This is a genomic window from Thiobacillus denitrificans DSM 12475, from assembly GCF_000376425.1.
In the GTDB taxonomy this organism is placed as follows: Bacteria; Pseudomonadota; Gammaproteobacteria; order Burkholderiales; family Thiobacillaceae; genus Thiobacillus; species Thiobacillus denitrificans.
In genome coordinates, this window is sequence record NZ_AQWL01000008.1 from 72,284 (window position 1) to 92,440 (window position 20,157).

General features: G+C 63.5%; 20 protein-coding genes. 16 read left to right on the forward strand and 4 right to left on the reverse strand.

Translation table 11 applies throughout. The features are described 5' to 3' along the window. Window positions 1–1,104: a PQQ-dependent sugar dehydrogenase gene (locus B059_RS0113245; RefSeq protein WP_018078738.1), complete on the reverse strand. Its 1,104-nt coding sequence runs from the start codon at window positions 1,102–1,104 to the stop codon at window positions 1–3. Then, window positions 1,101–1,451 carry an HIRAN domain-containing protein gene (locus B059_RS0113250; RefSeq protein WP_018078739.1) on the reverse strand — a complete coding sequence of 117 codons (351 nt, stop codon included), beginning with the start codon at window positions 1,449–1,451 and terminating at the stop codon, window positions 1,101–1,103. Before B059_RS0113250 ends, B059_RS0113245 begins: the two co-directional genes overlap by 4 nt. Before the next feature lie 207 nt (window positions 1,452–1,658). On the opposite strand from B059_RS0113250, the gene B059_RS0113255 reads away from it, so the two are divergent. The 3 genes from B059_RS0113255 (at window position 1,659) to B059_RS0113265 (ending at window position 4,391) form a co-directional block, all read left to right on the forward strand. Next, the gene (locus B059_RS0113255; RefSeq protein ID WP_018078740.1) at window positions 1,659–3,056 is read left to right on the forward strand and encodes a PhoH family protein; all 1,398 of its coding nucleotides are present in this window, start codon (window positions 1,659–1,661) and stop codon (window positions 3,054–3,056) included. Between the two features lie 25 nt (window positions 3,057–3,081). Next, the gene (locus B059_RS0113260; protein WP_018078741.1) at window positions 3,082–3,834 is read left to right on the forward strand and encodes a DUF4197 domain-containing protein; all 753 of its coding nucleotides are present in this window, start codon (window positions 3,082–3,084) and stop codon (window positions 3,832–3,834) included. A 71-nt stretch (window positions 3,835–3,905) separates the two neighbouring features. Next, complete coding sequence (locus B059_RS0113265; protein WP_018078742.1) at window positions 3,906–4,391, forward strand: hypothetical protein; 486 nt, start codon at window positions 3,906–3,908, stop codon at window positions 4,389–4,391. Between the two features lie 45 nt (window positions 4,392–4,436). Here the strand turns inward: B059_RS0113265 and B059_RS0113270 are convergent, their stop codons facing one another. Then, entirely contained in the window at window positions 4,437–5,069 is a 633-nt protein-coding gene (locus tag B059_RS0113270) for a nitroreductase family protein (RefSeq protein ID WP_018078743.1), read from the reverse strand. A gap of 102 nt (window positions 5,070–5,171) precedes the next feature. Continuing rightward, window positions 5,172–6,674 (reverse strand): methyltransferase domain-containing protein, encoded by a 1,503-nt coding sequence (locus tag B059_RS0113275; RefSeq protein WP_018078744.1) that lies wholly within the window; start codon window positions 6,672–6,674, stop codon window positions 5,172–5,174. A gap of 317 nt (window positions 6,675–6,991) precedes the next feature. Between B059_RS0113275 and B059_RS0113280 the strand changes: the two genes are divergently transcribed. The 13 genes from B059_RS0113280 to B059_RS0113335 are packed head-to-tail and all read left to right on the forward strand — an operon-like array spanning window position 6,992 to window position 20,157. After that, window positions 6,992–7,213: a hypothetical protein gene (locus B059_RS0113280; protein ID WP_018078745.1), complete on the forward strand. Its 222-nt coding sequence runs from the start codon at window positions 6,992–6,994 to the stop codon at window positions 7,211–7,213. A gap of 43 nt (window positions 7,214–7,256) precedes the next feature. Then, window positions 7,257–8,840: a phage tail sheath family protein gene (locus tag B059_RS0113285; protein WP_018078746.1), complete on the forward strand. Its 1,584-nt coding sequence runs from the start codon at window positions 7,257–7,259 to the stop codon at window positions 8,838–8,840. Between the two features lie 10 nt (window positions 8,841–8,850). Next, the gene (locus B059_RS0113290) at window positions 8,851–9,375 is read left to right on the forward strand and encodes a phage tail protein (RefSeq protein ID WP_018078747.1); all 525 of its coding nucleotides are present in this window, start codon (window positions 8,851–8,853) and stop codon (window positions 9,373–9,375) included. Between the two features lie 8 nt (window positions 9,376–9,383). Next, window positions 9,384–10,112: a T4 family baseplate hub assembly chaperone gene (locus B059_RS0113295; protein ID WP_018078748.1), complete on the forward strand. Its 729-nt coding sequence runs from the start codon at window positions 9,384–9,386 to the stop codon at window positions 10,110–10,112. Continuing rightward, entirely contained in the window at window positions 10,109–10,804 is a 696-nt protein-coding gene (locus tag B059_RS20825) for a hypothetical protein (protein WP_157273698.1), read from the forward strand. Before B059_RS0113295 ends, B059_RS20825 begins: the two co-directional genes overlap by 4 nt. Further along, a complete protein-coding gene (locus B059_RS0113300) occupies window positions 10,801–12,123 on the forward strand; it encodes a Pvc16 family protein (RefSeq protein WP_018078749.1) in 1,323 nt (440 codons plus the stop codon). Before B059_RS20825 ends, B059_RS0113300 begins: the two co-directional genes overlap by 4 nt. Continuing rightward, the gene (locus tag B059_RS0113305) at window positions 12,120–14,027 is read left to right on the forward strand and encodes an ATP-binding protein (RefSeq protein ID WP_018078750.1); all 1,908 of its coding nucleotides are present in this window, start codon (window positions 12,120–12,122) and stop codon (window positions 14,025–14,027) included. The genes B059_RS0113300 and B059_RS0113305 overlap by 4 nt, the downstream gene beginning before the upstream one ends. Then, window positions 14,024–14,314, forward strand: a complete 291-nt coding sequence (locus B059_RS0113310; protein ID WP_018078751.1) for a hypothetical protein — start codon at window positions 14,024–14,026, stop codon at window positions 14,312–14,314. The genes B059_RS0113305 and B059_RS0113310 overlap by 4 nt, the downstream gene beginning before the upstream one ends. Beyond that, on the forward strand, window positions 14,307–17,513 hold the full coding sequence (locus B059_RS19960; RefSeq protein ID WP_018078752.1) for an eCIS core domain-containing protein: 3,207 nt from the start codon (window positions 14,307–14,309) through the stop codon (window positions 17,511–17,513). The genes B059_RS0113310 and B059_RS19960 overlap by 8 nt, the downstream gene beginning before the upstream one ends. Beyond that, on the forward strand, window positions 17,510–18,166 hold the full coding sequence (locus tag B059_RS0113320) for a hypothetical protein (protein ID WP_018078753.1): 657 nt from the start codon (window positions 17,510–17,512) through the stop codon (window positions 18,164–18,166). The genes B059_RS19960 and B059_RS0113320 overlap by 4 nt, the downstream gene beginning before the upstream one ends. Next, a complete protein-coding gene (locus tag B059_RS0113325) occupies window positions 18,163–18,525 on the forward strand; it encodes a LysM peptidoglycan-binding domain-containing protein (RefSeq protein ID WP_018078754.1) in 363 nt (120 codons plus the stop codon). The genes B059_RS0113320 and B059_RS0113325 overlap by 4 nt, the downstream gene beginning before the upstream one ends. After that, the gene (locus B059_RS0113330) at window positions 18,518–19,645 is read left to right on the forward strand and encodes a hypothetical protein (protein ID WP_018078755.1); all 1,128 of its coding nucleotides are present in this window, start codon (window positions 18,518–18,520) and stop codon (window positions 19,643–19,645) included. Before B059_RS0113325 ends, B059_RS0113330 begins: the two co-directional genes overlap by 8 nt. Then, window positions 19,642–20,157, forward strand: a complete 516-nt coding sequence (locus B059_RS0113335) for a phage baseplate assembly protein V (protein WP_018078756.1) — start codon at window positions 19,642–19,644, stop codon at window positions 20,155–20,157. Before B059_RS0113330 ends, B059_RS0113335 begins: the two co-directional genes overlap by 4 nt.

Sequence of the window (20,157 nt, forward strand, 5' to 3'; positions counted from 1 at the left end):
TTACCGGTTGCCGCGATAGCTGACCCGGTAAATCGCTCCAGCCTGGTCGTCCGACACCAGCAGGCTGCCGTCGGGCATCACCAGCACGTCGGCGGGACGCCCCCAGGCCGACTCGCCTTGCTGCCAGCCGCTGACGAAGGGCTCGTAGCTCACCGCGCGGCTGCCCTGCAAGCGCACCACGCTGACGCGATAGCCGTTTTTGCGGCTGCGGTTCCACGAGCCGTGCTCGGCGATGAAGACGGCATCCCGGTATCGTCCGGGGAACTGCTTGCCGCGGTAAAAGCGCATTCCCAGGCTCGCCACATGCGCGCCCAGATTCTGCACCGGCAGTTCGAATTCGTCGCAGCGGCGGGCCTGGCCGAATTCGGGATCGGTGAAGCTCCCGCCGTGGCAATACGGATAGCCGAAATGCTGGCCCGGCCGGCTCAGGCGATTGAGCTCGTCGGGTGGCGCATCGTCGCCCAGCCAGTCGCGGCCATTGTCGGTGAACCACAGTTCGCCGCTTTGCGGCTGCCAGTCGAAGCCCACGCTGTTGCGCACGCCGCGCGCGACCACCTCGATTGTGCCGCTACTCACATCGAGCCGGGTGATGACGGCGTACTTGTCCGGATCGGGCGCGCAAATATTGCATGGCGCACCGACCGGCACATAGAGCTTGCCGTCCGGTCCGAAGGCGATGAATTTCCAGCCGTGATGAGTGTCGTCCGGATAGGCGCTGCTGACGATTTCCGGGCGCGGCGGGTTTTTCAGGCGCGCTTCGATATTGCGCAGCCGCAGGATGCGGTTGACCGCCGACACGTACAGATCGCCATCGCGGAATGCCACCCCCACCGGCATCTCGAGATCGGCGGCAATCACCACCGGCGTGTGCGGCGCCTGCAATGGAATTGCGTAGACCTTGCCCGCGCGCATGCTGCCGGCAAACAGCGTATTTTTTCCGAGCGCCATCTGCCGCGCGTTGGGCACGCTGGCAAACAACTCGATCCGGAATCCCGGCGGCAGTTTGAGGCTGGACAGCGGCAAAGCCGGCACCGACAACGCAGCCGCCGAGGCTTGCGCCAGCCAGGCCAGTGCCATGGCCAAGGAGACGATCAGTCGCTTCATGGTGTTCGCTCCGTCTGCAGAGGAATCAGGATTTCGAAACGCACCCGCGCCCATGGGTCGCGCAGCTCGGCCAGCCGCACGATGCGTGCGGTCAAGGCCTGCCCCCGATCGAGCAGGCGCGCCACGTCGGCATTCTCGCGACGCGGCACATAGCCGATCTTGTGGCCTCGCCATTCCACCCGCACCGCCCTGGCATCGTGCGGATTGTCCGGTTCGCGAACCAGGGCGAGCGCATCGCCGACCCGCATCTGTGGCCACAGCGTCCTGCCTGCGTGGTACTGAAACCCGGCCAGCGGCGAATCCTGCAACAGGATGTGCGCGGCAACTTGTGCGTGGAGCGGTTGCATCCACAGCCCAATCAGACATAGCAACGCCAGCCGACGACGCATGGGGAGTCCGAATCTCAGGTTCCGAATCAGGCATTCTAGTGGGAAATCCGCCCCCCGATTCGCACCGGCCCGAAGCTTTCGGCTTTACTTTTTCACCCGACAAGCGGTCGTCCGCTTGGGGTAGGATGAATGTATTCTCATCCTACCCCATCAGCCAAACCCACCATGCCGAGAAAAGCCGCCGCCAAAACCAAGCTGTTCGTACTGGACACCAACGTGCTGATGCACGACCCCACCAGCCTGTTCCGCTTCGAGGAACACGACATCTACGTGCCGATCGCCACCCTGGAAGAACTCGATCAGCACAAGAAGGGCATGAACGAGGTTTCGCGCAACGCGCGCCAGGCAACGCGCTTCATCGACGAGATCGTCAGCAAGCTCGACAGCATCGAGGAAGGCGTGCCACTCGCCCCGCACAGCCACAATGCCGCCACCGGCCGCCTGTTCCTGCAGACCCAGGCGATCACCGGCGACATCCCGCTGAGCCTGCCGACCTCCAAGGTCGACAACCAGATCCTCGGCGTGGTGCTGTTCCTGTCGCGTCACTATCCCAAGCGTCAGGTCATCCTGGTGTCGAAAGACATCAACATGCGCATCAAGGCCCGCGCACTCGGCTTGCCCGCCGAGGATTACTTCAACGACAAGGTGCTGGAAGACACCGACCTGCTGTACGCCGGACTGCGCGAACTGCCGGCCGATTTCTGGGACAGCCACGGCAAGGGCATGGAATCCTGGCAGGCCAACGGCCACACCTACTACCGCGTCAAGGGGCCGTTGATTTCGAGCTTGCTGCCCAACGAGTTCGTCTATCAGGAAGGCCCCAACCCGCTCTACGCCAAGGTATTGAAGGTCGAGGGCAAGCAGGCGGAGATGGTCACGGTACGCGATTTCAGCCACCACAAGAACAATGTATGGGGCATCACCGCGCGCAATCGCGAGCAGAACTTTGCACTCAACGTGCTGATGGACCCCGAGATCGATTTCGTCACCCTGCTCGGCCAGGCCGGCACCGGCAAGACCCTGCTCACCCTGGCAGCAGGCCTGGCGCAAGTGCTGGATAAAAAGATCTACAGCGAAATCATCATGACCCGCGTCACCGTTCCGGTAGGCGAGGACATCGGCTTCCTGCCCGGAACCGAAGAGGAAAAAATGACGCCATGGATGGGCGCGCTGGAGGACAACCTCGACGTGCTGAACAAGAGCGACGACGAGGCTGGCGACTGGGGGCGCGCCGCAACGCAGGATCTGATCCGCTCCCGCATCAAGGTCAAGTCGCTGAATTTCATGCGCGGCCGCACCTTCCTCAACAAGTTCCTGATCATCGACGAAGCGCAGAACCTCACGCCCAAGCAGATGAAGACGCTGATCACGCGCGCGGGACCGGGCACCAAGGTGATCTGCCTGGGCAACATCGCGCAGATCGACACGCCCTACCTCACCGAAGGCAGCTCCGGCCTCACCTACGTGGTCGACCACTTCAAGGGCTGGCCGCACAACGGCCACGTCACGCTGCAGCGGGGTGAACGTTCGCGTCTGGCCGACTATGCTGCAGAGGTGCTGTGACCCCAACCGCGCAAGGAGACGCACCATGCAAAAGCACTGGATGATTCTGGCCGTCGGCCTCACCCTGGCGCTGCCCGCTCACGCGATCGACTGGAAGGAGATGCTGAAGGGCGTGATCACCAAGCCGGCCGTCGAGACCGCCACGAGCAGCGGGGTCGACGCCCTGTCGACGACCGAGATCAATGCCGGACTGAAGGAAGCCCTGACCCGTGGCGCCAACGCCGCCGTCGCCCAGCTCGGACAGAAAGACGGCTTCTTCGGCGACGCCGCACTGAAAATTCCGCTGCCGCCCAGCCTGCAAAAAGCCGAAAAAGCCATGCGCATGCTCGGCATGGGCAAGCAGGCCGACGAACTGGTGCTGTCGATGAACCGCGCCGCCGAGGCCGCCGTGCCCGAAGCCAAAACCCTGCTGGTGGACGCGGTGAAGGAAATGACGCTGGAAGATGCCCGGGGCATCCTGACCGGCGGCCAGACTTCGGCCACCGACTTCTTCCGCAGGAAAACCGAGGTCAGGCTGACCGAACGCTTCACGCCCATCGTCAAGGCGACCACCGACAGGGTCGGACTCGCGCAGCAATACAACCGCTATGCCGGCATGGCCGCGCAATTCGACCTGGTCGACAAAAGCCAGGCCAGGATCGAGGAGTACGTCACCCAGCAATCGCTCGACCGCCTGTATCGGCTCATCGGCGAAAAGGAGCAGGCCATTCGTGCCAATCCCCTGCAGGCCGGTAGCGACCTGCTGAAAAAGGTCTTCGGCGCGGTCAGCGGCAAGTGATGCCGCGGTCGGCGCGACACGGCCAGGCTACGCCATGCTCCGGCTGGCGGATAGCCGCGAACAGGATCGCCATGACCATGCCCGGCCTGCTTGCCGGGCTGCTGCTCGCCCTGCCCGCTCACGCCTGGGAAGTCGGCGAATTCAAAAATGGCATGAGCCGCGCTGAGGTCGAACAGGCGCTCAAAACCTGGAACTTCGACAAGACCCTGCCGGCCGGCAGCGACGGTCTGTTTGCCTACGATCTGCCCAGCAACCCCGCCGGCCGCCGTTTCCTGTTCACCTTCTGCAACGACAAGCTGGTGGCGTTCGACCAGGAGGTCGAACCAGCCTTCCGCCATTTCGTCGTCATCGCCTCGAACTACGCCAACCTCTATGGCAACCCGCTCAAGGTCATTCCCTACACCAGCGTCATCGCCAGCGGCGAAAAAAGCCTGCTGGCGATGTTCTGGCGCAAAGGCTCCGACTACATGGGCCTGAAATACGCGCTGTACCCGAACAGCGAGCAACTCTCGCTGACCTGGCAGGTCAACAACAACTGCTGGCAGGCGCCGCGCTGAGGCAAGCCGGCCAAACCGGCTCGGCCGCATGGACGTGCAGATCGTTTACCCGGGCCGCGCGCCTGCGGCGTCCGCATCGTAGCCTGTGGATTCATCCGCAGGCTTGCGCATCCGCTGCGGCGCCGCGTGCGCGCAGTGCCCCAAGGCAATGACCAGCGCGGGCGCCTCACCCGGCGGGATCCGCACGGCGGCGGCCAGCGTCGCTATGTCGAATCCGCCGATCGGACAGCTGCCCAGGCCCAGGTGCGAGGCCTGCAGCAGCAGCTGCGCTGCGGCAAAGTTGCACTGGCCTTGCGCCCAGGCCGCGATGGATTCCGCGCGATAGAAAGCGCGGTAAGCCGCATCGGTCGGCGCCCTGTCCTGGCCACCCGCCTCGGCTTCAAAACGCGCACGCACGTAATCCGAATCCGGGTCGAGCGCCGCCACCAGCGCCACGATCACGATGAATGCCGCAGCGCTGGCTGCGGCAGGCTGGTCGTAACAGGCCCGCGCAACGGCTGCCCGCCCCGCCCCGTCTTCCACCGTGATGAAACGCCAGGGCTCCAGGCCAAAGGCCGACGGTGCCAGGCGGCCTGCCTCTCTCAGCGAAGCCAGTTCGCCCGCAGCGACGGGCTGGTCCGCAACAAACCGGCGGCAAGCGTAGCGCCGTTGAATTGCTTCGAGCAGTATGGAGGACATCGAGACGGCTCCCTGGATTGGCGGCACTTCAACCATAGCGCATCGCCGTCGATGGGGTAGACGTTGCGGGTGCTTCAACCCGAATGCAACACGGGAATGCCCTTACACGAGCAGGCCCTGACGGGCAAACAGCCACAACTGCCGATGGGTCAGTTCATTGACGGTTGCCGGCGCCAGCTCCAGCCCTGCCTCGGCCAGCGTGGTCTGCATGCTGGCCACCAGTTCCGCGATCGTGTGGCTGCCGTCCAGCAGGCCGAGCAACGCCCGCCCCGACGGATCCAGATCCATCGCCACATGGCGCGCGCCGCTTACGATCCAGCCCGGCGAGCTTGCCTGCCAGCGGGCCAGTGCATGCGCGCAAGGGAGCCCCTTCAGCTCGGCATCGACCGTCCCGGCCGACACCGTGGGCATGACGCCATGCGCGATCACCAGCTGGAACAGCGCCTCGCGGAACCCGGCTTCGTCCCCCTCGCCGCCGACGCCGAATTCGGCCATCACTTGCCTGGCGGCAGACAACAATCCCGCGTAATCCAGTGCGCCGGGATAGGCAGCCGCCAGGGCCATGGCAGCCGCTTTCATCGCTGGCAGCGACACCGGGAAAGTATTGCCGGCCGGATTGACGAAGCACTGCTCGGTGGCTGCGCTCAGATCGATTTCCTCGTCACTCCGCACATCGGCATAAAACGCCAGCCCGCTCAGCGCCCCGGCCTGCGGCGGTTGCGCACAGGGCGCGTCGGCGCGGGCGATCACAGCGCGGCGAAAGCGGGTTGCCAATGCCTCGTCGAGTGCCGCCTCGGCATCCAGCCAGCGCCCGGCCATGCTTTCGGGAATCAGCCCCCAGCTATCTTCAAGTTCGACCACGGCACGGCGCGGACCCGCTTCGCCGACATAGCGCAGCCCGTGCGTATCGAGTTGCGCCGCGAATTCGGCAAACCGCATCGGCGCATTGAATTCGGCAAGGTACTCATGGAACAGATAGGACGGCGCAGCCGACTTGAGATAGGCGATTTCCTTCAGCAACAGCGGGTCGCTCCACTCGGCTTCCAGTTCATCCAGCACACGCAGCGCCTGTTCAAACCGGGCAGGCGCGGGTAGGTCGGCCGTGGTGCGTTCGGCCAGCGCGATGCGCAGGGGCCGCAAGGCGTTCCAGCCGGCTTCGACGTTGAAGCTGAGGTAGGCGATGCCGTGCGGTGACAGATGGCGCCGGCATAGATCAAGCAGCGCTTGCCGCACCGCAGGCGGCACCCAGGAAAACACGCCGTGCGCGATGATGTAGTCGAATTCGCCGAGATCGTCCGGCAGTGCGGCCAGATCGCCATGCACGATGCGCACGTTGGGCAAGCCGAGATGGCGGATGAATGCCGCGCCCGCCTCCGCCTGCACGCGCGACAGCTCCACCCCCACGCAGCGGGATTCGGGCCAGCGCCACGCCAGCGGAATCAGGTTGCCGCCCTGCGCGCAGCCGAGTTCGAGGATGCGCGCCCGGCACGGGTCGGGTGCATCGAAGCCATGCAGCCTGGCGACCGCGGCCAGAAAATCCGGCTGGGTTTCCGGCAGCGGCAGGCTGTCGTAGGGGAGTTCGTCGTAGCTTGCGAGGGTGTCCATGGCGGCGATTGTCTCAGCCCTGTGCGCGCCTCTCAAGCCTGATCAATGCCCGCGCAAGCCCGGTTTGAACGAGAACAGGACAGCCTGCGGGCGCGGTTTGCGCGGTTGGGTTCGGCGCGTGCGCGACGCGCGTCGACAGATGATGCAGGATCGGCAGGGTCCGGCCAGTCCGAGTCCACCAAGGGCGCTTCGTTGCTGGCCAGGGATGTGCGCCGGTGCCTTGATTAAAGTACCGTAGGCCACCCCCCAACTGCAATTAAAGTTGCATATCAATCTGAAATATTTCTTCTAAGCTGATTACAGCTATTCCGAGCAAGATGATGCCGCTGCTCTTCGTTTTGATCGCGCAGGGCAGCGTACCTGGCGACAACCTCAACGACGACGTCGGTGGCAAGCCAGTCGCACTGCATGGCCCGCACGTGCTGATCGGCACAGGCGCGGTAAGCCTGCTTGGTGGCACGGCGAATGTTTCCTTCACCAACAATATCAGCGCCGACGCCACCATCGAGATGCCGCTTGGAGGTAACGCGACGCGGTAAGTCCGTGCGCTGAAAATGACCCGTACTCTCAAGGAGAAGCAACATGCCGGTTACCTTGTCCTACCCTGGCGTCTACATTGAAGAAGTGCCCAGTGGCGTGCGCACTATCACCGGTGTGTCAACTTCCATCACCGCCTTCATCGGGCGAGCGCTGCGCGGCCCGGTGAATGATCCGGTGCGCGTGCAGAGCTTCGGTGAATTCGAGCGGCGCTTTGGCGGGCTGTGGCGCGATAGCACCCTGAGCTACGCGGTGCAGCAGTTCTTCCAGAACGGCGGCACCGATGCAATCGTCGTACGCGTGCACAACGGCGCAGCCGCCGCCACCCTCACCCTGGCGGTGGGCGTCCAGCTGGTCGCGGCCAATCCCGGAAAATGGGGTGAAAAGCTGCGGGTTCGGGTCGATCACAACACCCGCCCTCATCTTCCTATCGATCCGGCCAACAGTCTCTTCAATCTCGCGGTGCGCGACACCGCCACCGGGGTGACCGAGCGCTTTCTCAATCTCTCGACCGATCCCAATAACGCACGCTTCGTCACGCGGGTGTTGGAGCAGGAATCCAACCTGGTGCGCATCGTCACGCCGCCAGGCACGGTGCCTGCGCTGCGCCCCGCCGCCAACGGCAACCCGCCCGCCGGCGCCGATCCGCTGCTGGACAATGCCTCCTCCACTCCTTTCGCGGCGACTGGCAACGAAGGCGCCGCCATTACCGACAATCAGATATCGCTGGCATCGCTGGAAGCTCCCAAACATGGGCTATGGGCGCTGGAGAAGGCGGACTTGTTCAACCTGCTGTGCGTACCGCCGCTGACCCGCGAAGCCGGCGGCGACGTGAACTCGCAAACCCGCAGCGCTGCCGCCAAATATTGCCAGCAGCGCCGCGCAATGTATGTCGTCGATCCCCTGATGGCCTGGGACGAGCATTCCGATTTCACCGGCGCCAGTGGCCTGGAAAGCGCAGGCTGGGGTCTGGCCCGCAGCGAGAATGCGGCACTGTTTTTTCCCTATCTGCGCCAGCCCGATCCCTTGCAGGAGAATCGTCTGGCCGACTTCGCCCCCTGCGGCGCAGTCGCCGGAGTCATGGCGCGCACCGACAGTCAGCGCGGCGTATGGAAAGCCCCCGCCGGCAACGATGCCACGCTTAACGGCGTGGCCGAACTCGCTGTGAAGCTGACTGATGGCGAGAATGGCCAGCTCAATCCGCTTGCGGTTAACTGCCTGCGCGCCTTCCCCGTCACCGGTCGCGTGGTATGGGGTTCGCGCACGCTGCGCGGCGCGGATCAACTCGCTTCGGAATGGAAATATTTACCGGTGCGCCGTCTCGCTCTATTCCTCGAGGAAAGCCTGTTCCGCGGCTCGCAGTGGGTGGTGTTCGAGCCGAACGACGAACCGCTGTGGGCGCAAATCCGCCTCAACGTCGGCGCCTTCATGCAGGGCCTGTTTCGCCAGGGCGCCTTCCAGGGCAGCAGCCCGCGCGATGCCTACTTCGTCAAATGCGACAAGGAGACGACCACCCAAAACGACATCAACCAGGGCGTCGTCAACATCGTTGTGGGCTTCGCCCCGCTCAAGCCAGCCGAATTCGTGGTGATCAAGATTCAGCAGATCGCCGGCCAGATTCAAGTTTAAGGAGTACCCCATGGCACAGTTCACAGTCAATCCGCGGCGTTTCGACCCTTACAAAAACTTCAAATTCCGCATCAAATGGGATGGCCGTTATGTCGCAGGTATCTCCAAGGTCGGCGCACTCAAACGCAGTACCGAGGTCGTCGAGCATCGCGAAGGCGGCGATCCGTCCAGCTCGCGCAAATCGCCAGGACGCACCAAATACGACGCCATCACGCTGGATCGCGGCGTCACGCACGACACCGAATTCGAGAAGTGGGCCAACAAGGTGTGGAACTACGGTTCCGGCTTGGGCAGCGAAGTTTCGCTAAAGGATTTCCGCAAGGACCTTATTCTTGAAATCTATAACGAGGCCGGCCAGCTGGTCCTGGCGTACAAGCTGTACCGCTGCTGGGTATCGGAATTTCAGGCACTGCCGGATCTCGACGCCAACGCCAACGCCGTGGCCATCCAGCATATCAAGCTTGAAAACGAGGGCTGGGAGCGCGACTACGAAGTAACCGAGCCCAGCGAGCCGAGCTTCACGGAACCTGCTTAGGGTAAGCCATGCGATCACTCAGTGACGCCGACATCCTTGCAGTATGGGAGTCCGCCCACCGTTACCATCCTGTCGATCAAGCGATCGCATTGTTGATGACATCAGAGCCGGGGCTTTCCCGAGACGAGCTGGCATCGCTGCCACTGGGCCGGCGCGACGCGCGGCTGCTGGACTTGCGCCTGGCCACCTTTGGCGACACTTTGAATAGTCGCGGCACCTGCCCGCAATGCAATGAGGCGGTGGAGTTCGAGATTTCCTGCAGCACGCTGCGAGCGCCGGACGCGGAAGTCTACGAACACACGCTCGATGCCGAGGGTTACCAACTGCGCATGCGCCCGCTCACCAGTTTTGATCTCGCCGCGGCGGCGGGTGCCGCCGACGTCGCCGAGGCGCACCGTTTATTGCTTCAACGGTGCGTGGTCGAGGCACGTCGCAATGATGCGTTTGTGAGTGCCGGCGAGTTGCCGGAAGCGATAAGTGCTGCGGTCGCGCAGGCAGCGCTCATGACCGATCCGCAAGCGGAACTACTGATCGAACTGGCATGTCCCGCCTGCGAACACCGCTGGCAGGCGACACTGGATATCGCACACATCCTGTGGAAGGAAGTGGATGCGCGTGCGCAACGGCTGTTGATGGAAGTGCATCAACTGGCATGCGCCTACGGCTGGCGCGAGGCCGACATCCTCGGCATGAGCCCGGTGCGCCGCAACGCCTATCTGCAAAGGGTGGCGGCATGAATGACTTTCTCACCCGATTGGCGCAGCGCAGCATGGGTGAAGCACCGTTGATTGCGCCGCGGCTGCCGAGCTTGTTCGCGCCGGCCGAAGAGTCTTCGACCGGCAACAGCGCCGACATGATGGCTGTCGCTGACCCAGCGCAGAACGCCACGCCCGCCTCGCTCCCAATACAGCCATGCACGACCGCGCGCGTCGACCCTCCCGCCGGAAAACCACGCACCTCCGTTTACCCGCCACAACGCCCCCTTCCACCGGAAGCATCGCCTACGGTGCACACCGACAGCGCGCCACCGCGGGTTGAAGCGATGCTCGTCCCGGTCGTCGAAACGACACCAGAGAATTCCCGGATGCCACCGCCGCTGCTTGCTCCTGTCGCTCCCCGCCCTGCCGCGTCACTAAAGCCACCGATCGCATCGCGAAAACAGGATATGCCTGCCGCCGCGCCGGAGCCTTGGTTGCCGCTGTTGCCGCAACGTAAAGCGGAATCCGTCGCGCCATTTCCTGTCGCCGCTGACACCCCCAAGCCTGGGGACGTGGGCACGCCTGACGCACCCACGGTGCACATTACCATCGGCCGCGTCGAAGTCAGGGCGAACATCGCCCCCCCCCCGGCCACGCAGCGCCCGCGCCCGGCGAGCCAACCCACGCTATCCCTGGGCGACTATCTCAAACGCGGAACAGGCGCATCATGAGCAGCCCGCTGGCCATCGCCGCCGTCACCGCTGTGTTGCGCGATCTGCTCAACAACGGCCTCATCGACCACAACATAACCGGGTCGCTGGGCAGCAATGTGGATGTCACGGCTGTGCCCCCCGACACCATCGCGGTAGATGTTGCCAACGGGCGCACGCAGCTCAATCTGTTCATGCATCAGGTGACGCCCAACACCGGGTGGCGCAACGAAGGCTTGCCGTCGCGCGATGGACGCGGCACGCGCCTGACCAATCCACCGCTGGCCCTGGACCTGCATTACCTGCTCACCGCCTACGGCGCGGCGGAACTGCACGGCGAAATCCTGCTGGGTTATGCGATGCATCTATTGCATGAGGCGCCGGTTCTGGACCGGCAGGCCATACGCACGGCGCTCAGTGGCGGCACCGTCCCCGGCGCCATCCTGCCGCCCGCTTTTCAGGCGCTCTCCGCCGCCGACCTCGCCGATCAGGTCGAACAGATCAAGATCACGCCGATGACCATGAGCACTGAAGAAATGTCCAAGCTGTGGTCAGCCCTGCAGGCACATTACCGACCCACCGCCGCCTATCATGTGTCGGTGGTATTGATCGAGGCGCAACGTGCGACGCGCTCCGCGCTGCCGGTACTGACGCGTGGGCAGGTCGACCCCGCCAGCGGACGCGAGCGCGGCGTGATGGCGGGTGCCAGCCTGATTCCGCCCTACCCCATGCTCACCGCCATCGAACCGCCCAATCAGCAACTGGCGGCCCGGCTCGGCGATACCTTCACCCTGCGCGGCCACAATCTGGAGGGCACCGGCGTGGTGGCGCGTTTCGAACACCCGCGTCTTGCCAACCCGATCGACATCAGCGTGGGCACCAACGCCAACGGCGAGGCCCTGAGCATCGCCCTGCCCAACAACGCCGCTGCGCAACTCGCCTGGCCGCCGGGAGCGTGGAACGTCACCCTGCTGCTGCAGCGCCCGGGCGAGACGGAAGTTCGCAGCACCAATACGCTGCCACTGCTTCTGGCGCCGCGTATCGATATCGCTTCCTCCACGGCCGTGCGCGATGCCGCCAGCGGCGAGGTCACGCTGACACTGGTGTTCACCCCGCAAGTCAGACCGGGACAAAAAGTCAGTCTCAATGGCGGCGGTCGAGAGGCCTCGCCGGACAACTTCATCGCACAAACCGGCAGCCTGGCCTTCCCGTTCCCCGAACTCGCCTCTGGAGCGCAATGGCTGCGCTTGCGTGTTGACGGTGCAGACAGCCTGCTGGTGAATCGAGCCGTTACGCCGCCGCAATTCGATACGACACAACGCATGAGCATCCCGGCATGAGCTCACATGACGACAATCAATGGATCGAGACCAACCGGCGTGCCCTGAACGGCGAACTCGCGTGGTTGCAGCAACTGCTGGAGAATGCGCTCGACCGCGACACGGCGATCGCAGTTGAAAAGCCCGCCGACACTTCGCGTGTCCTCGATTTTCTGAGCGAACAATTCCAGCTCTCGGCCTTTGAACGCACGTTGCTGCTGCTCTGTGCAGGTATGGAACTGGAAGCGAACATCGCTCAACTCTGCGGTGCGAATCAAGATGACACCCACGTCGGGCATCTCACCTTCGGCCTGGCGCTCGCGGTGTTGCCCGAAGCCCACTGGAGTGCCTGCTCGCCCCAGGCGCCTTTGCGTTACTGGCATTTGATCAATTTCGGCAACAGCCCCCGACTCACCACCGCGCGTCTGTCTATCGACGAGCGCATCCTCCACTATCTGCTCGGTGTTCCCGCGCAGGACGCACGGCTGGACGGGCTGCTGCGCGATCTTCCGCAGGTGCTGCTGCCCCCCTCGCAACGGCAACAAGCGGAGCACCTGCTTCACGCCTGGCGCGATGCGCAAGGCCGGCTTCCCCTTCTCGGCTTGTACGGCCAGGACCCCAGTGGCATACGCGCCGTGGCGGAGCACGTCTGCGGCACGCTGGCTCTGCATCCATTGTGCCTGCGCGCAAACGACATCCCATCCGGCGCTGGTGAACGCGCACTGCTGGCGCAGTTGCTCACGCGCGAATGTTTGCTCATGCGTGGCGCCCTGACCATCGAAACGGATGACCAGTGTGGAACGCAGCTTGCCCCGCTGCTCGACCAGCTTGACTGTCCCGTGATCCTGCTCGGCAAGCCGTCGGCGACCATGCAGCAGCGTTGCATCCTGATGGAGATACGCAAACCGCTGGCAGTGGAGCAACGCGACCTGTGGCGCGGCGTATTGGCGGATGTCGAGGGAATAGACGATACGGTACTGCTGCCCATCACGGCGCATTTCGATTTTTCTGCCGAGGATATCGCTGCCGCAGCGGAGGAGACGCGCTCTGAAATGAAAAACGGCGCATTACCCCAGATTCTCTGGCAAATTTGCCGCCGCCGCGCCCGCGGCGAACTGGAACGACTGGCACAGCGCATTACGCCTCGCGCCACATGGAACGACCTGATTCTGCCCGCACCGCAACGCGCCATCCTGAACGACACCGTGCGCCAGGTACGCCACCGCACCACGGTGTATGAACAGTGGGGATTCGCCGGCAAGAGCGAACGCGGCCTCGGCATCAGCGCGTTGTTTGCCGGCGAGAGCGGCACCGGCAAGACACTGGCAGCGGAGGTATTGGCGGGCGAACTGGGCCTCGACCTCTACCGCATCGATCTGTCCGCAGTGGTGAGCAAATACATCGGCGAGACCGAAAAGAATCTTGAACAACTCTTTGCCGCGGCGGAGACCAGCGGCGCAGTGCTTCTGTTCGATGAAGCGGACGCGTTGTTCGGCAAACGCAGCGAGGTCAAGGACAGCCATGACCGTTACGCCAACATCGAACTCGCCTATCTGCTGCAGCGCATGGAGTCCTACCGCGGGCTATCGATACTGACCACCAATCTGAAGTCGTCGCTCGACGCGGCCTTTCTGCGGCGCATCCGCTTCGTGGTGCAGTTCCCGTTTCCCGACGTGTCGCAACGTACCGAGATCTGGCGGCGCATTTTTCCCGAGGCCCTGCCGCACGATGAACTCAAGCTCGATCAACTGGCGCGCCTGCACGTCTCCGGCGGCAACATCCGCAACATCGCGATGAACGCCGCCTTCTTCGCCGCCGAGGATGGCACGCCTTTGTCCATGGCCCACCTCGCCCGCGCCGCGCGTACCGAATATTCGAAACTGGAAAAGCCGATCAATGAGGCGGAGATCGGAGGCTGGCGATGAACACGATGCCAAAACCGGGCGCCATTCATCTGCACATCGACAACCTGGTGCTGCGCGGCTTCACCCAGGTAAACGAGGCAGCGTTGAGCGCCGCCCTGCATGAGGCGCTGAGCCGCGAATTGTGCGCGGCGCCTGCTTTGCGTGACGCCAGCCTGCACACTGCTCGTGCCAGCATTACGCTGCCTGCGCACTATAACGCGCACACTTTGGGCAGTGCACTGGCGCAGTCACTCAGCGGAATCGCCTGCTCAGGCACGGCAGAAACTCACGGGCCTCGTCATGGCTGAGCGCGCCTATACCACCAACCCGGAAGGCCCCGCCCGCCCCTGGTTGCAGCGCAAGTCGACGCTGCGCATCGGCACGCCGGGCGACGCCTACGAGCGCGAAGCCGACCGCGCAGCCAATGCGGTGGCGAGCGGGCGTGGCCTGTCCAATTCCGGACTGTCACTGTCGCGCATCCCGGTCACGCAAGTACAGCGCGAAGAAGGCGGAAAACCCAAGAGCGAAGAAGACAAATACAAGGAAGCCGCGCAAAAACTCGGCGAGGCATTCCTCGAAACCGATGTCGGCAAGAAGCTCAAGGAGAAAGCTGAACAAGACCCGCTGGTAAAGGGCGCCAAGGAGGCCGGCGAAAGCTTCATCGGCACCCTGCCGGGCAAGATCATCACCGGTGCGGCAGCCGCGGGGGCGGTGGCGACGCTGGCAGCGACGCACAAGGAACTGCCGGCGCAAATCCCCGAGATCCCGTTGGACAAGATCACGCCCGGACTGAAGGTGAAGCTTACCTACGAGGGTCCGGTGGACAACCCTTCCAAGGCGATGATCACGTTCTCGTATACCGAACAGCTGGGCGGAGCGAAAAAGCCCGCGAAGACCAAGGCCGAGTTGCAGCGCGAGGAAAACGCACGCATGGCGCTGGACCAGGCCAAGTTCCGCGCCGGCTTGCGTTACCAACCAGGATCGCCCGGAGCGAAACGTCAGGAGTCGGAGGAAGCAGCCCTCAAGCGCGCGGTCTTCAGCGGTGTCGGCAAGCTGCCGGGGCTCGGCAGGATCGATGCATCCCCCGCACTGGCGCCCGCGCCGTCGGCGCTGTCGATGCAGTTCCCCACGCCCAGTTACGGCTTCAAGCCCAAGCCGTTCTCATTGCTGGATGAGGAACTGGAGCTCAAGCCCAGGAGTGAAGCGAGCGACGCAACAGAGCAGGACAAGAAGAAAAAAGAGGAAGGCGCTCCGGTGCAACGCCAGGCAGCCGGCGGCGCCACGCACGACGCCGCACCGTTGCTGGTGAACGATGTGCTCGCCGCACCGGGCCAGCCGCTCGACGCTGCCACGCGCGGATTCATGGAAGAACGTTTCGGCCATGATTTCAGCAGCGTGCGCATCCATGCCGATGAGCGCGCCGCCCGATCGGCAAGATCGGTCGACGCGCTGGCCTATACAGCGGGCAGCAATATCGCGTTTGCGCAGGGCCACTATTCGCCCAGGACGCCCATGGGCAGGCAATTGCTCGCGCATGAACTGGCGCATGTTGTGCAACAAAGCGGTGCCAGCGAGAAATCCTTTCCCATGCTGCAACGCGCCACTACGGCGGAAAGTGTTGGACGCGCCTTCCGCGACTTCTTCTTTTTTGTCCCCAGTCTGTTCGGCGCGGAGCTTGATTACAGCGATGACGAACTGCAGGAATACCTGACCGACATCACCAAGGACAACAAGATAAAGGGCGGCTATTACAACGACGACAAGGCGCGTGCGATCGTGCGGCGCTGGAAGGCGGGAAACAGCAAGTTCAGATTGATTGCCTCACAGAAGATTCTGCTGATCAACGAAATGCTGGATGGGGCCACGCTGGGCGATGACGAGGACCGCATTCTGGACCTGCTGGAACGGAGCGGTGACGCCGATCTGCGCACGATGTTCGCTCCCGGCGGCGTCAGCATCGAGTGGCTGGAATCGGACCTGAACGGCGATTCGCGCAAGCGGCTGGACGCGCTCATCATGAAGAAATTCAAGGGTGGCCGCGACGCGCTGCTCAAAGGCAAGGTCGAATTGCTGGATGCAACCGGGAGTGCTGCACCTGCCACCGCAACCGCAGCAGCGGCGACGGTGGAGCGCAAGGATTACGTATTCCTGATGGGTCAAGACAGGAGAGGCACGGGCAATCCTTTCTATGCCACAGCCGAACGCTTCTATCGCGCCAAATTGCCGAAAGCCATTATGGTGACGGACAAGCGTTCGCTGAGCGCGGTGCTCGAGTACGTGCGCGACCAAGTGAGCGGAGCGGTCGGTACGCTGTATCTGGTGACCCATGCCAATGAGGATGGCACGCTGTCGTTCGGCCTCGACTCCGCCGACGAGGATGCCCATCTGCCTGTCACCGAGCTGCGCGCCGCGCTGCACCCGCAGGCGGGCAAGAGCACGCTGCCCAAGGTCGGCGGCAAGATCGACAAGCAGTCACGCATCGAAATCAAGGGCTGCGACCTCGGCCGCACGCGCGAAATGGTCGAGCTGATCGATGAAGCCTTCGGGGGTGACGGCACCGTCGTCGCACCCACACATGAGCAGGGCTTCAATGTGGACCCCGAGCTTGGCGAGCGCGCGCGCCGCGCCTTCCGCGACAAGATCCGGCAGGCGCATCCTGAGCCTGCCGTCATCGATCCCACGCTCAAGGGCGCGGAAAAGAGGAAGGCCGCAGCAGAACGCAAGAAGGAGATGGCCAAACGGCAAAAGGAAATCGATGCTGAGATCAAGCAGCGCGCCGCCGAGGAGAAGCAGCTGGTGGAGGAAGCCAGCATGACCGAGTCGCTGTCCGGGCCGATGTTCCAGCGCCCCGGCACCAAGCTGTTTACCGCCAAGGAGCTGCGGCCTGAAATAGACCGGCTCTACGGGCACCTGACCGCAAAGCGGCGCAAGGAAATCGCCGATGCGCTGGCAGCGCGCGACCCGCGCTCCGAAGCTGCGGCGAAGGCAAACGGCACCTTCCAGCAACGTGGCCAACGCATGTACCGGAACAAGCCTTTTAGCACGACTTTCCCCGATCCGCGCAATCTCGCCGAAGCCAAGCGCGTGTTCGGCAAAAATTTTGCGGAGAGCCATTTCACCGTGAAGAAAATGCTGCCCTCTGCCGACCCGAACAGTTTTGAATTCAGCGGCACCTTCCGCAATCCGGGAGAAAAGCCCTTTGATGGCACGTTTACCGGCAGCCGCGACCCTGTGCCTGCGAATAACGCCGTGATCGCAGAAGGTCGCAAACAGCTCAACAATCCCGGCCGCTATGCCTGGCGCGTGGAGAGTACGCACTCGAGTAAAGGGACGACCACATTGAAAGCCGTGGCCGAGCGCGTCATCGCCTACCTGCACCACAGCAGTCTCAACCCGGCGCGGCACGAATATTTCATGCCGCCCGAGACCCAGCCGGATTTCTTTACCACCTCGACCTTTACGCCGCCACCGGAAGAAGCCGGAGCCGGTGCCGGAGCCAAACCATGAGCCTGACTTCGTCGCCGCGCCTGCTCAAGGCCGGCATTGTGCTGATGGACCCGGGCAGCGGCCAGGTGCTGCGCGTGATCTCGCTGCAATACAACCCGGACAACCTCAGCCGCTCCTTGCAGATACACGCGCTGGCCGCCGAAGGTGGTGACCGTTCCGAGCCCCTGCGCATGAAGGGCCCGCCGGTGGAGACCTTCAAGCTCGAAGCGGAGATCGACGCTACCGACCAGCTGGAATTTCCCGGCCAGAACAACAACACCGTGCAGCACGGCATCCATCCGCAACTGGCGGCGCTGGAAACACTGATCTACCCCGAAAGCTCCGCGCTGCAAGCCAACAACGCGCTGGCCGGCAGCGGCGCGCTGGAGATCATCCCGATGGAAGCGCCACTCACGCTGTTCGTGTGGAGCAAGCAGCGCGCGGTGCCGGTGCGCATCACCGAATTCTCGGTGACGGAAGAAGCGTTCGATCCGCTGCTCAATCCCATTCGCGCCAGGGTGAGCCTCGGCCTGCGCGTGTTGTCGGTGGATGATCTCGGCTTCAGCCACAAGGGCGGCAGCCTGTTCATGAGTTATCTCAAAAACAAGGAGGCGCTGGCTGGCAAGGCACCGGGCGCCACGTTGAGCACACTGGGCCTGGAGGGGCTGTCATGAGCGATCCATTGCAGGCGCTGCTGAACGCAGGCGTATTGAACAGCTCGTCTTTCCCGCCCAATAGCCGCTATTACGGCGTGGCAGTGGCGACGCTGGAACAAAACAGTCAGGAACCGATCGCCTATCTCAAACGGCGCTTCGTGCCGCCGCCGGACAATTTCAGCGTCGTGCAGGAACACACGGTGGTGCAGGGCGACCGCCTCGACAATCTGGCGGCAAGTTATCTGGGTGACGCGGAATTGTATTGGCGATTGTGCGATGCCAACCGCGCGGTGCGCCCCGACGAACTAACCGAGTCGCCGGGAACGACGCTCGCCATCACCCTGCCGGAAGGTGTTCCGGGAGCGAGCGATGCTTGAGGGGATCAACCTTCAGCTCTACATCGGTCCCGCTGTGCCCGTCCCGGCGCCACGCGAGGTGATCGAGGCGCTGGAACAGGTGCAGGTTCAGGTGAATGGCGGCGACACACAGAGCGGCTTCGAGCTCACCTTCAGCCTGTCCAAGCGTTCGCCGCTGCACACGCTGTTTCTGCTCACCGGCGGCAGCTCCATTCCCATCATGCGCGTGGTAATCGTGGCGATGATGGGCGGCAACGCCGAGGTTCTGATCGACGGCGTGATGACGAATCACGAAGTGCGTCCCGTCGGTGGCGGCAAATCCAGTCTGGTGGTGAAGGGCAAAGACCTGAGCGCGCTGATGGACTTCATCGAACTGGACGGCATCCCCTTCCCCGCCATGCCGCCTGTGCTGCGCGTGCTGGCGGTGCTGGCCAAGTACGCGGCATTCGGTGTCATTCCGTTGACGATACCGAGCGTGGTGGAAGATATTCCCATCCCCATCGAGCGCATTCCGCGCCAGCAAGGCACCGATTACGCCTACGTGAAACAGCTCGCACACGAAGCGGGCTATGTGTTCTACATCGACCCTGGTCCACTTCCCGGCACCAGCCGCGCGTACTGGGGGCCGGAAATCAAGTTGGGCGCACCGCAGCCGGCGCTCAACACCGACATGGATGCCCACACCAACGTGGAGTCACTGTCCTTCCGCTTCGATAAGGAATCGAAGGAGATGCCGGTGGTGTTCATCCAGAATCAGCAGACCAAGGCACCGATACCGATTCCCATCCCCGACATCACGCCGCTCAATCCGCCGCTGGGTGCGATACCGCCGCTGCCGCCGAAGCTCAAGTTTCTCAGCAACACGGCCAAGCAGTCGCCGCTGAGCGCGGTGATGACCGGCCTGGCGTATGCCTCGCAACATGCCGATGCGGTGACGGGCACCGGCTCGCTGAACGTGGTTCGCTACGGCCGGATATTGAAGTCGCGCCAACTGGTTGGCGTGCGCGGCGCGGGTGCGGCGTTTGATGGTCTGTATTACGTGAAGAGCGTGACGCACGCCATCAAGCGCGGCGAATACAAACAGGACTTCACGCTGGTGCGCAACGGCCTGGTGTCCACCGTACCGAGGGTGCCGGCATGAGCGAAGCAAAAAAATACTTCGGAAAATACCGCGGCACGGTGATCAACAACCTCGATCCCATGCAGATCGGTCGCATACAGGTGCTGGTTCCAGACGTATCCAACCTGATGCTCTCCAGCTGGGCCATGCCCTGCGTGCCGGTGGCCGGCATCAACATGGGCATGTTCACCGTGCCACTGATCGGCGCCGGCGTGTGGGTGGAATTCGAACAGGGTGATCCGGACTATCCGATCTGGGTGGGGGGATTCTGGGGCATGGCAGCGGAAGTGCCGCTGCTGTCGCACATGGTGCCGCCGGCGGTGCCGGGCATCACGCTGCAAACGCCCCTGAAGAACGGCATCGTCATCAGCGACGTGCCCGGCCCCACCGGCGGCATCCAGATCCAGACCGCCACCGGCGCGATGATCTCGGTGACCGACCTCGGCATCATCATCTCCAACGGAAAGGGCGCGGTGATCAATCTCACCGGACCGACGGTGGACATCAACCTCGGCGCGCTCACGGTGGTGTAG

Bases quoted from the DNA above. Each gene is read 5' to 3' on its own strand.
- B059_RS0113245 (WP_018078738.1), bottom strand. From the start codon at position 1,104: ATGAAGCGACTGATCGTCTCCTTGGCCATGGCACTGGCCTGGCTGGCG.
- B059_RS0113250 (WP_018078739.1), bottom strand. From the start codon at position 1,451: ATGCAACCGCTCCACGCACAAGTTGCCGCGCACATCCTGTTGCAGGAT.
- B059_RS0113255 (WP_018078740.1), top strand. From the start codon at position 1,659: ATGCCGAGAAAAGCCGCCGCCAAAACCAAGCTGTTCGTACTGGACACC.
- B059_RS0113260 (WP_018078741.1), top strand. From the start codon at position 3,082: ATGCAAAAGCACTGGATGATTCTGGCCGTCGGCCTCACCCTGGCGCTG.
- B059_RS0113265 (WP_018078742.1), top strand. From the start codon at position 3,906: ATGACCATGCCCGGCCTGCTTGCCGGGCTGCTGCTCGCCCTGCCCGCT.
- B059_RS0113270 (WP_018078743.1), bottom strand. From the start codon at position 5,069: ATGTCCTCCATACTGCTCGAAGCAATTCAACGGCGCTACGCTTGCCGC.
- B059_RS0113275 (WP_018078744.1), bottom strand. From the start codon at position 6,674: ATGGACACCCTCGCAAGCTACGACGAACTCCCCTACGACAGCCTGCCG.
- B059_RS0113280 (WP_018078745.1), top strand. From the start codon at position 6,992: ATGATGCCGCTGCTCTTCGTTTTGATCGCGCAGGGCAGCGTACCTGGC.
- B059_RS0113285 (WP_018078746.1), top strand. From the start codon at position 7,257: ATGCCGGTTACCTTGTCCTACCCTGGCGTCTACATTGAAGAAGTGCCC.
- B059_RS0113290 (WP_018078747.1), top strand. From the start codon at position 8,851: ATGGCACAGTTCACAGTCAATCCGCGGCGTTTCGACCCTTACAAAAAC.
- B059_RS0113295 (WP_018078748.1), top strand. From the start codon at position 9,384: ATGCGATCACTCAGTGACGCCGACATCCTTGCAGTATGGGAGTCCGCC.
- B059_RS20825 (WP_157273698.1), top strand. From the start codon at position 10,109: ATGAATGACTTTCTCACCCGATTGGCGCAGCGCAGCATGGGTGAAGCA.
- B059_RS0113300 (WP_018078749.1), top strand. From the start codon at position 10,801: ATGAGCAGCCCGCTGGCCATCGCCGCCGTCACCGCTGTGTTGCGCGAT.
- B059_RS0113305 (WP_018078750.1), top strand. From the start codon at position 12,120: ATGAGCTCACATGACGACAATCAATGGATCGAGACCAACCGGCGTGCC.
- B059_RS0113310 (WP_018078751.1), top strand. From the start codon at position 14,024: ATGAACACGATGCCAAAACCGGGCGCCATTCATCTGCACATCGACAAC.
- B059_RS19960 (WP_018078752.1), top strand. From the start codon at position 14,307: ATGGCTGAGCGCGCCTATACCACCAACCCGGAAGGCCCCGCCCGCCCC.
- B059_RS0113320 (WP_018078753.1), top strand. From the start codon at position 17,510: ATGAGCCTGACTTCGTCGCCGCGCCTGCTCAAGGCCGGCATTGTGCTG.
- B059_RS0113325 (WP_018078754.1), top strand. From the start codon at position 18,163: ATGAGCGATCCATTGCAGGCGCTGCTGAACGCAGGCGTATTGAACAGC.
- B059_RS0113330 (WP_018078755.1), top strand. From the start codon at position 18,518: ATGCTTGAGGGGATCAACCTTCAGCTCTACATCGGTCCCGCTGTGCCC.
- B059_RS0113335 (WP_018078756.1), top strand. From the start codon at position 19,642: ATGAGCGAAGCAAAAAAATACTTCGGAAAATACCGCGGCACGGTGATC.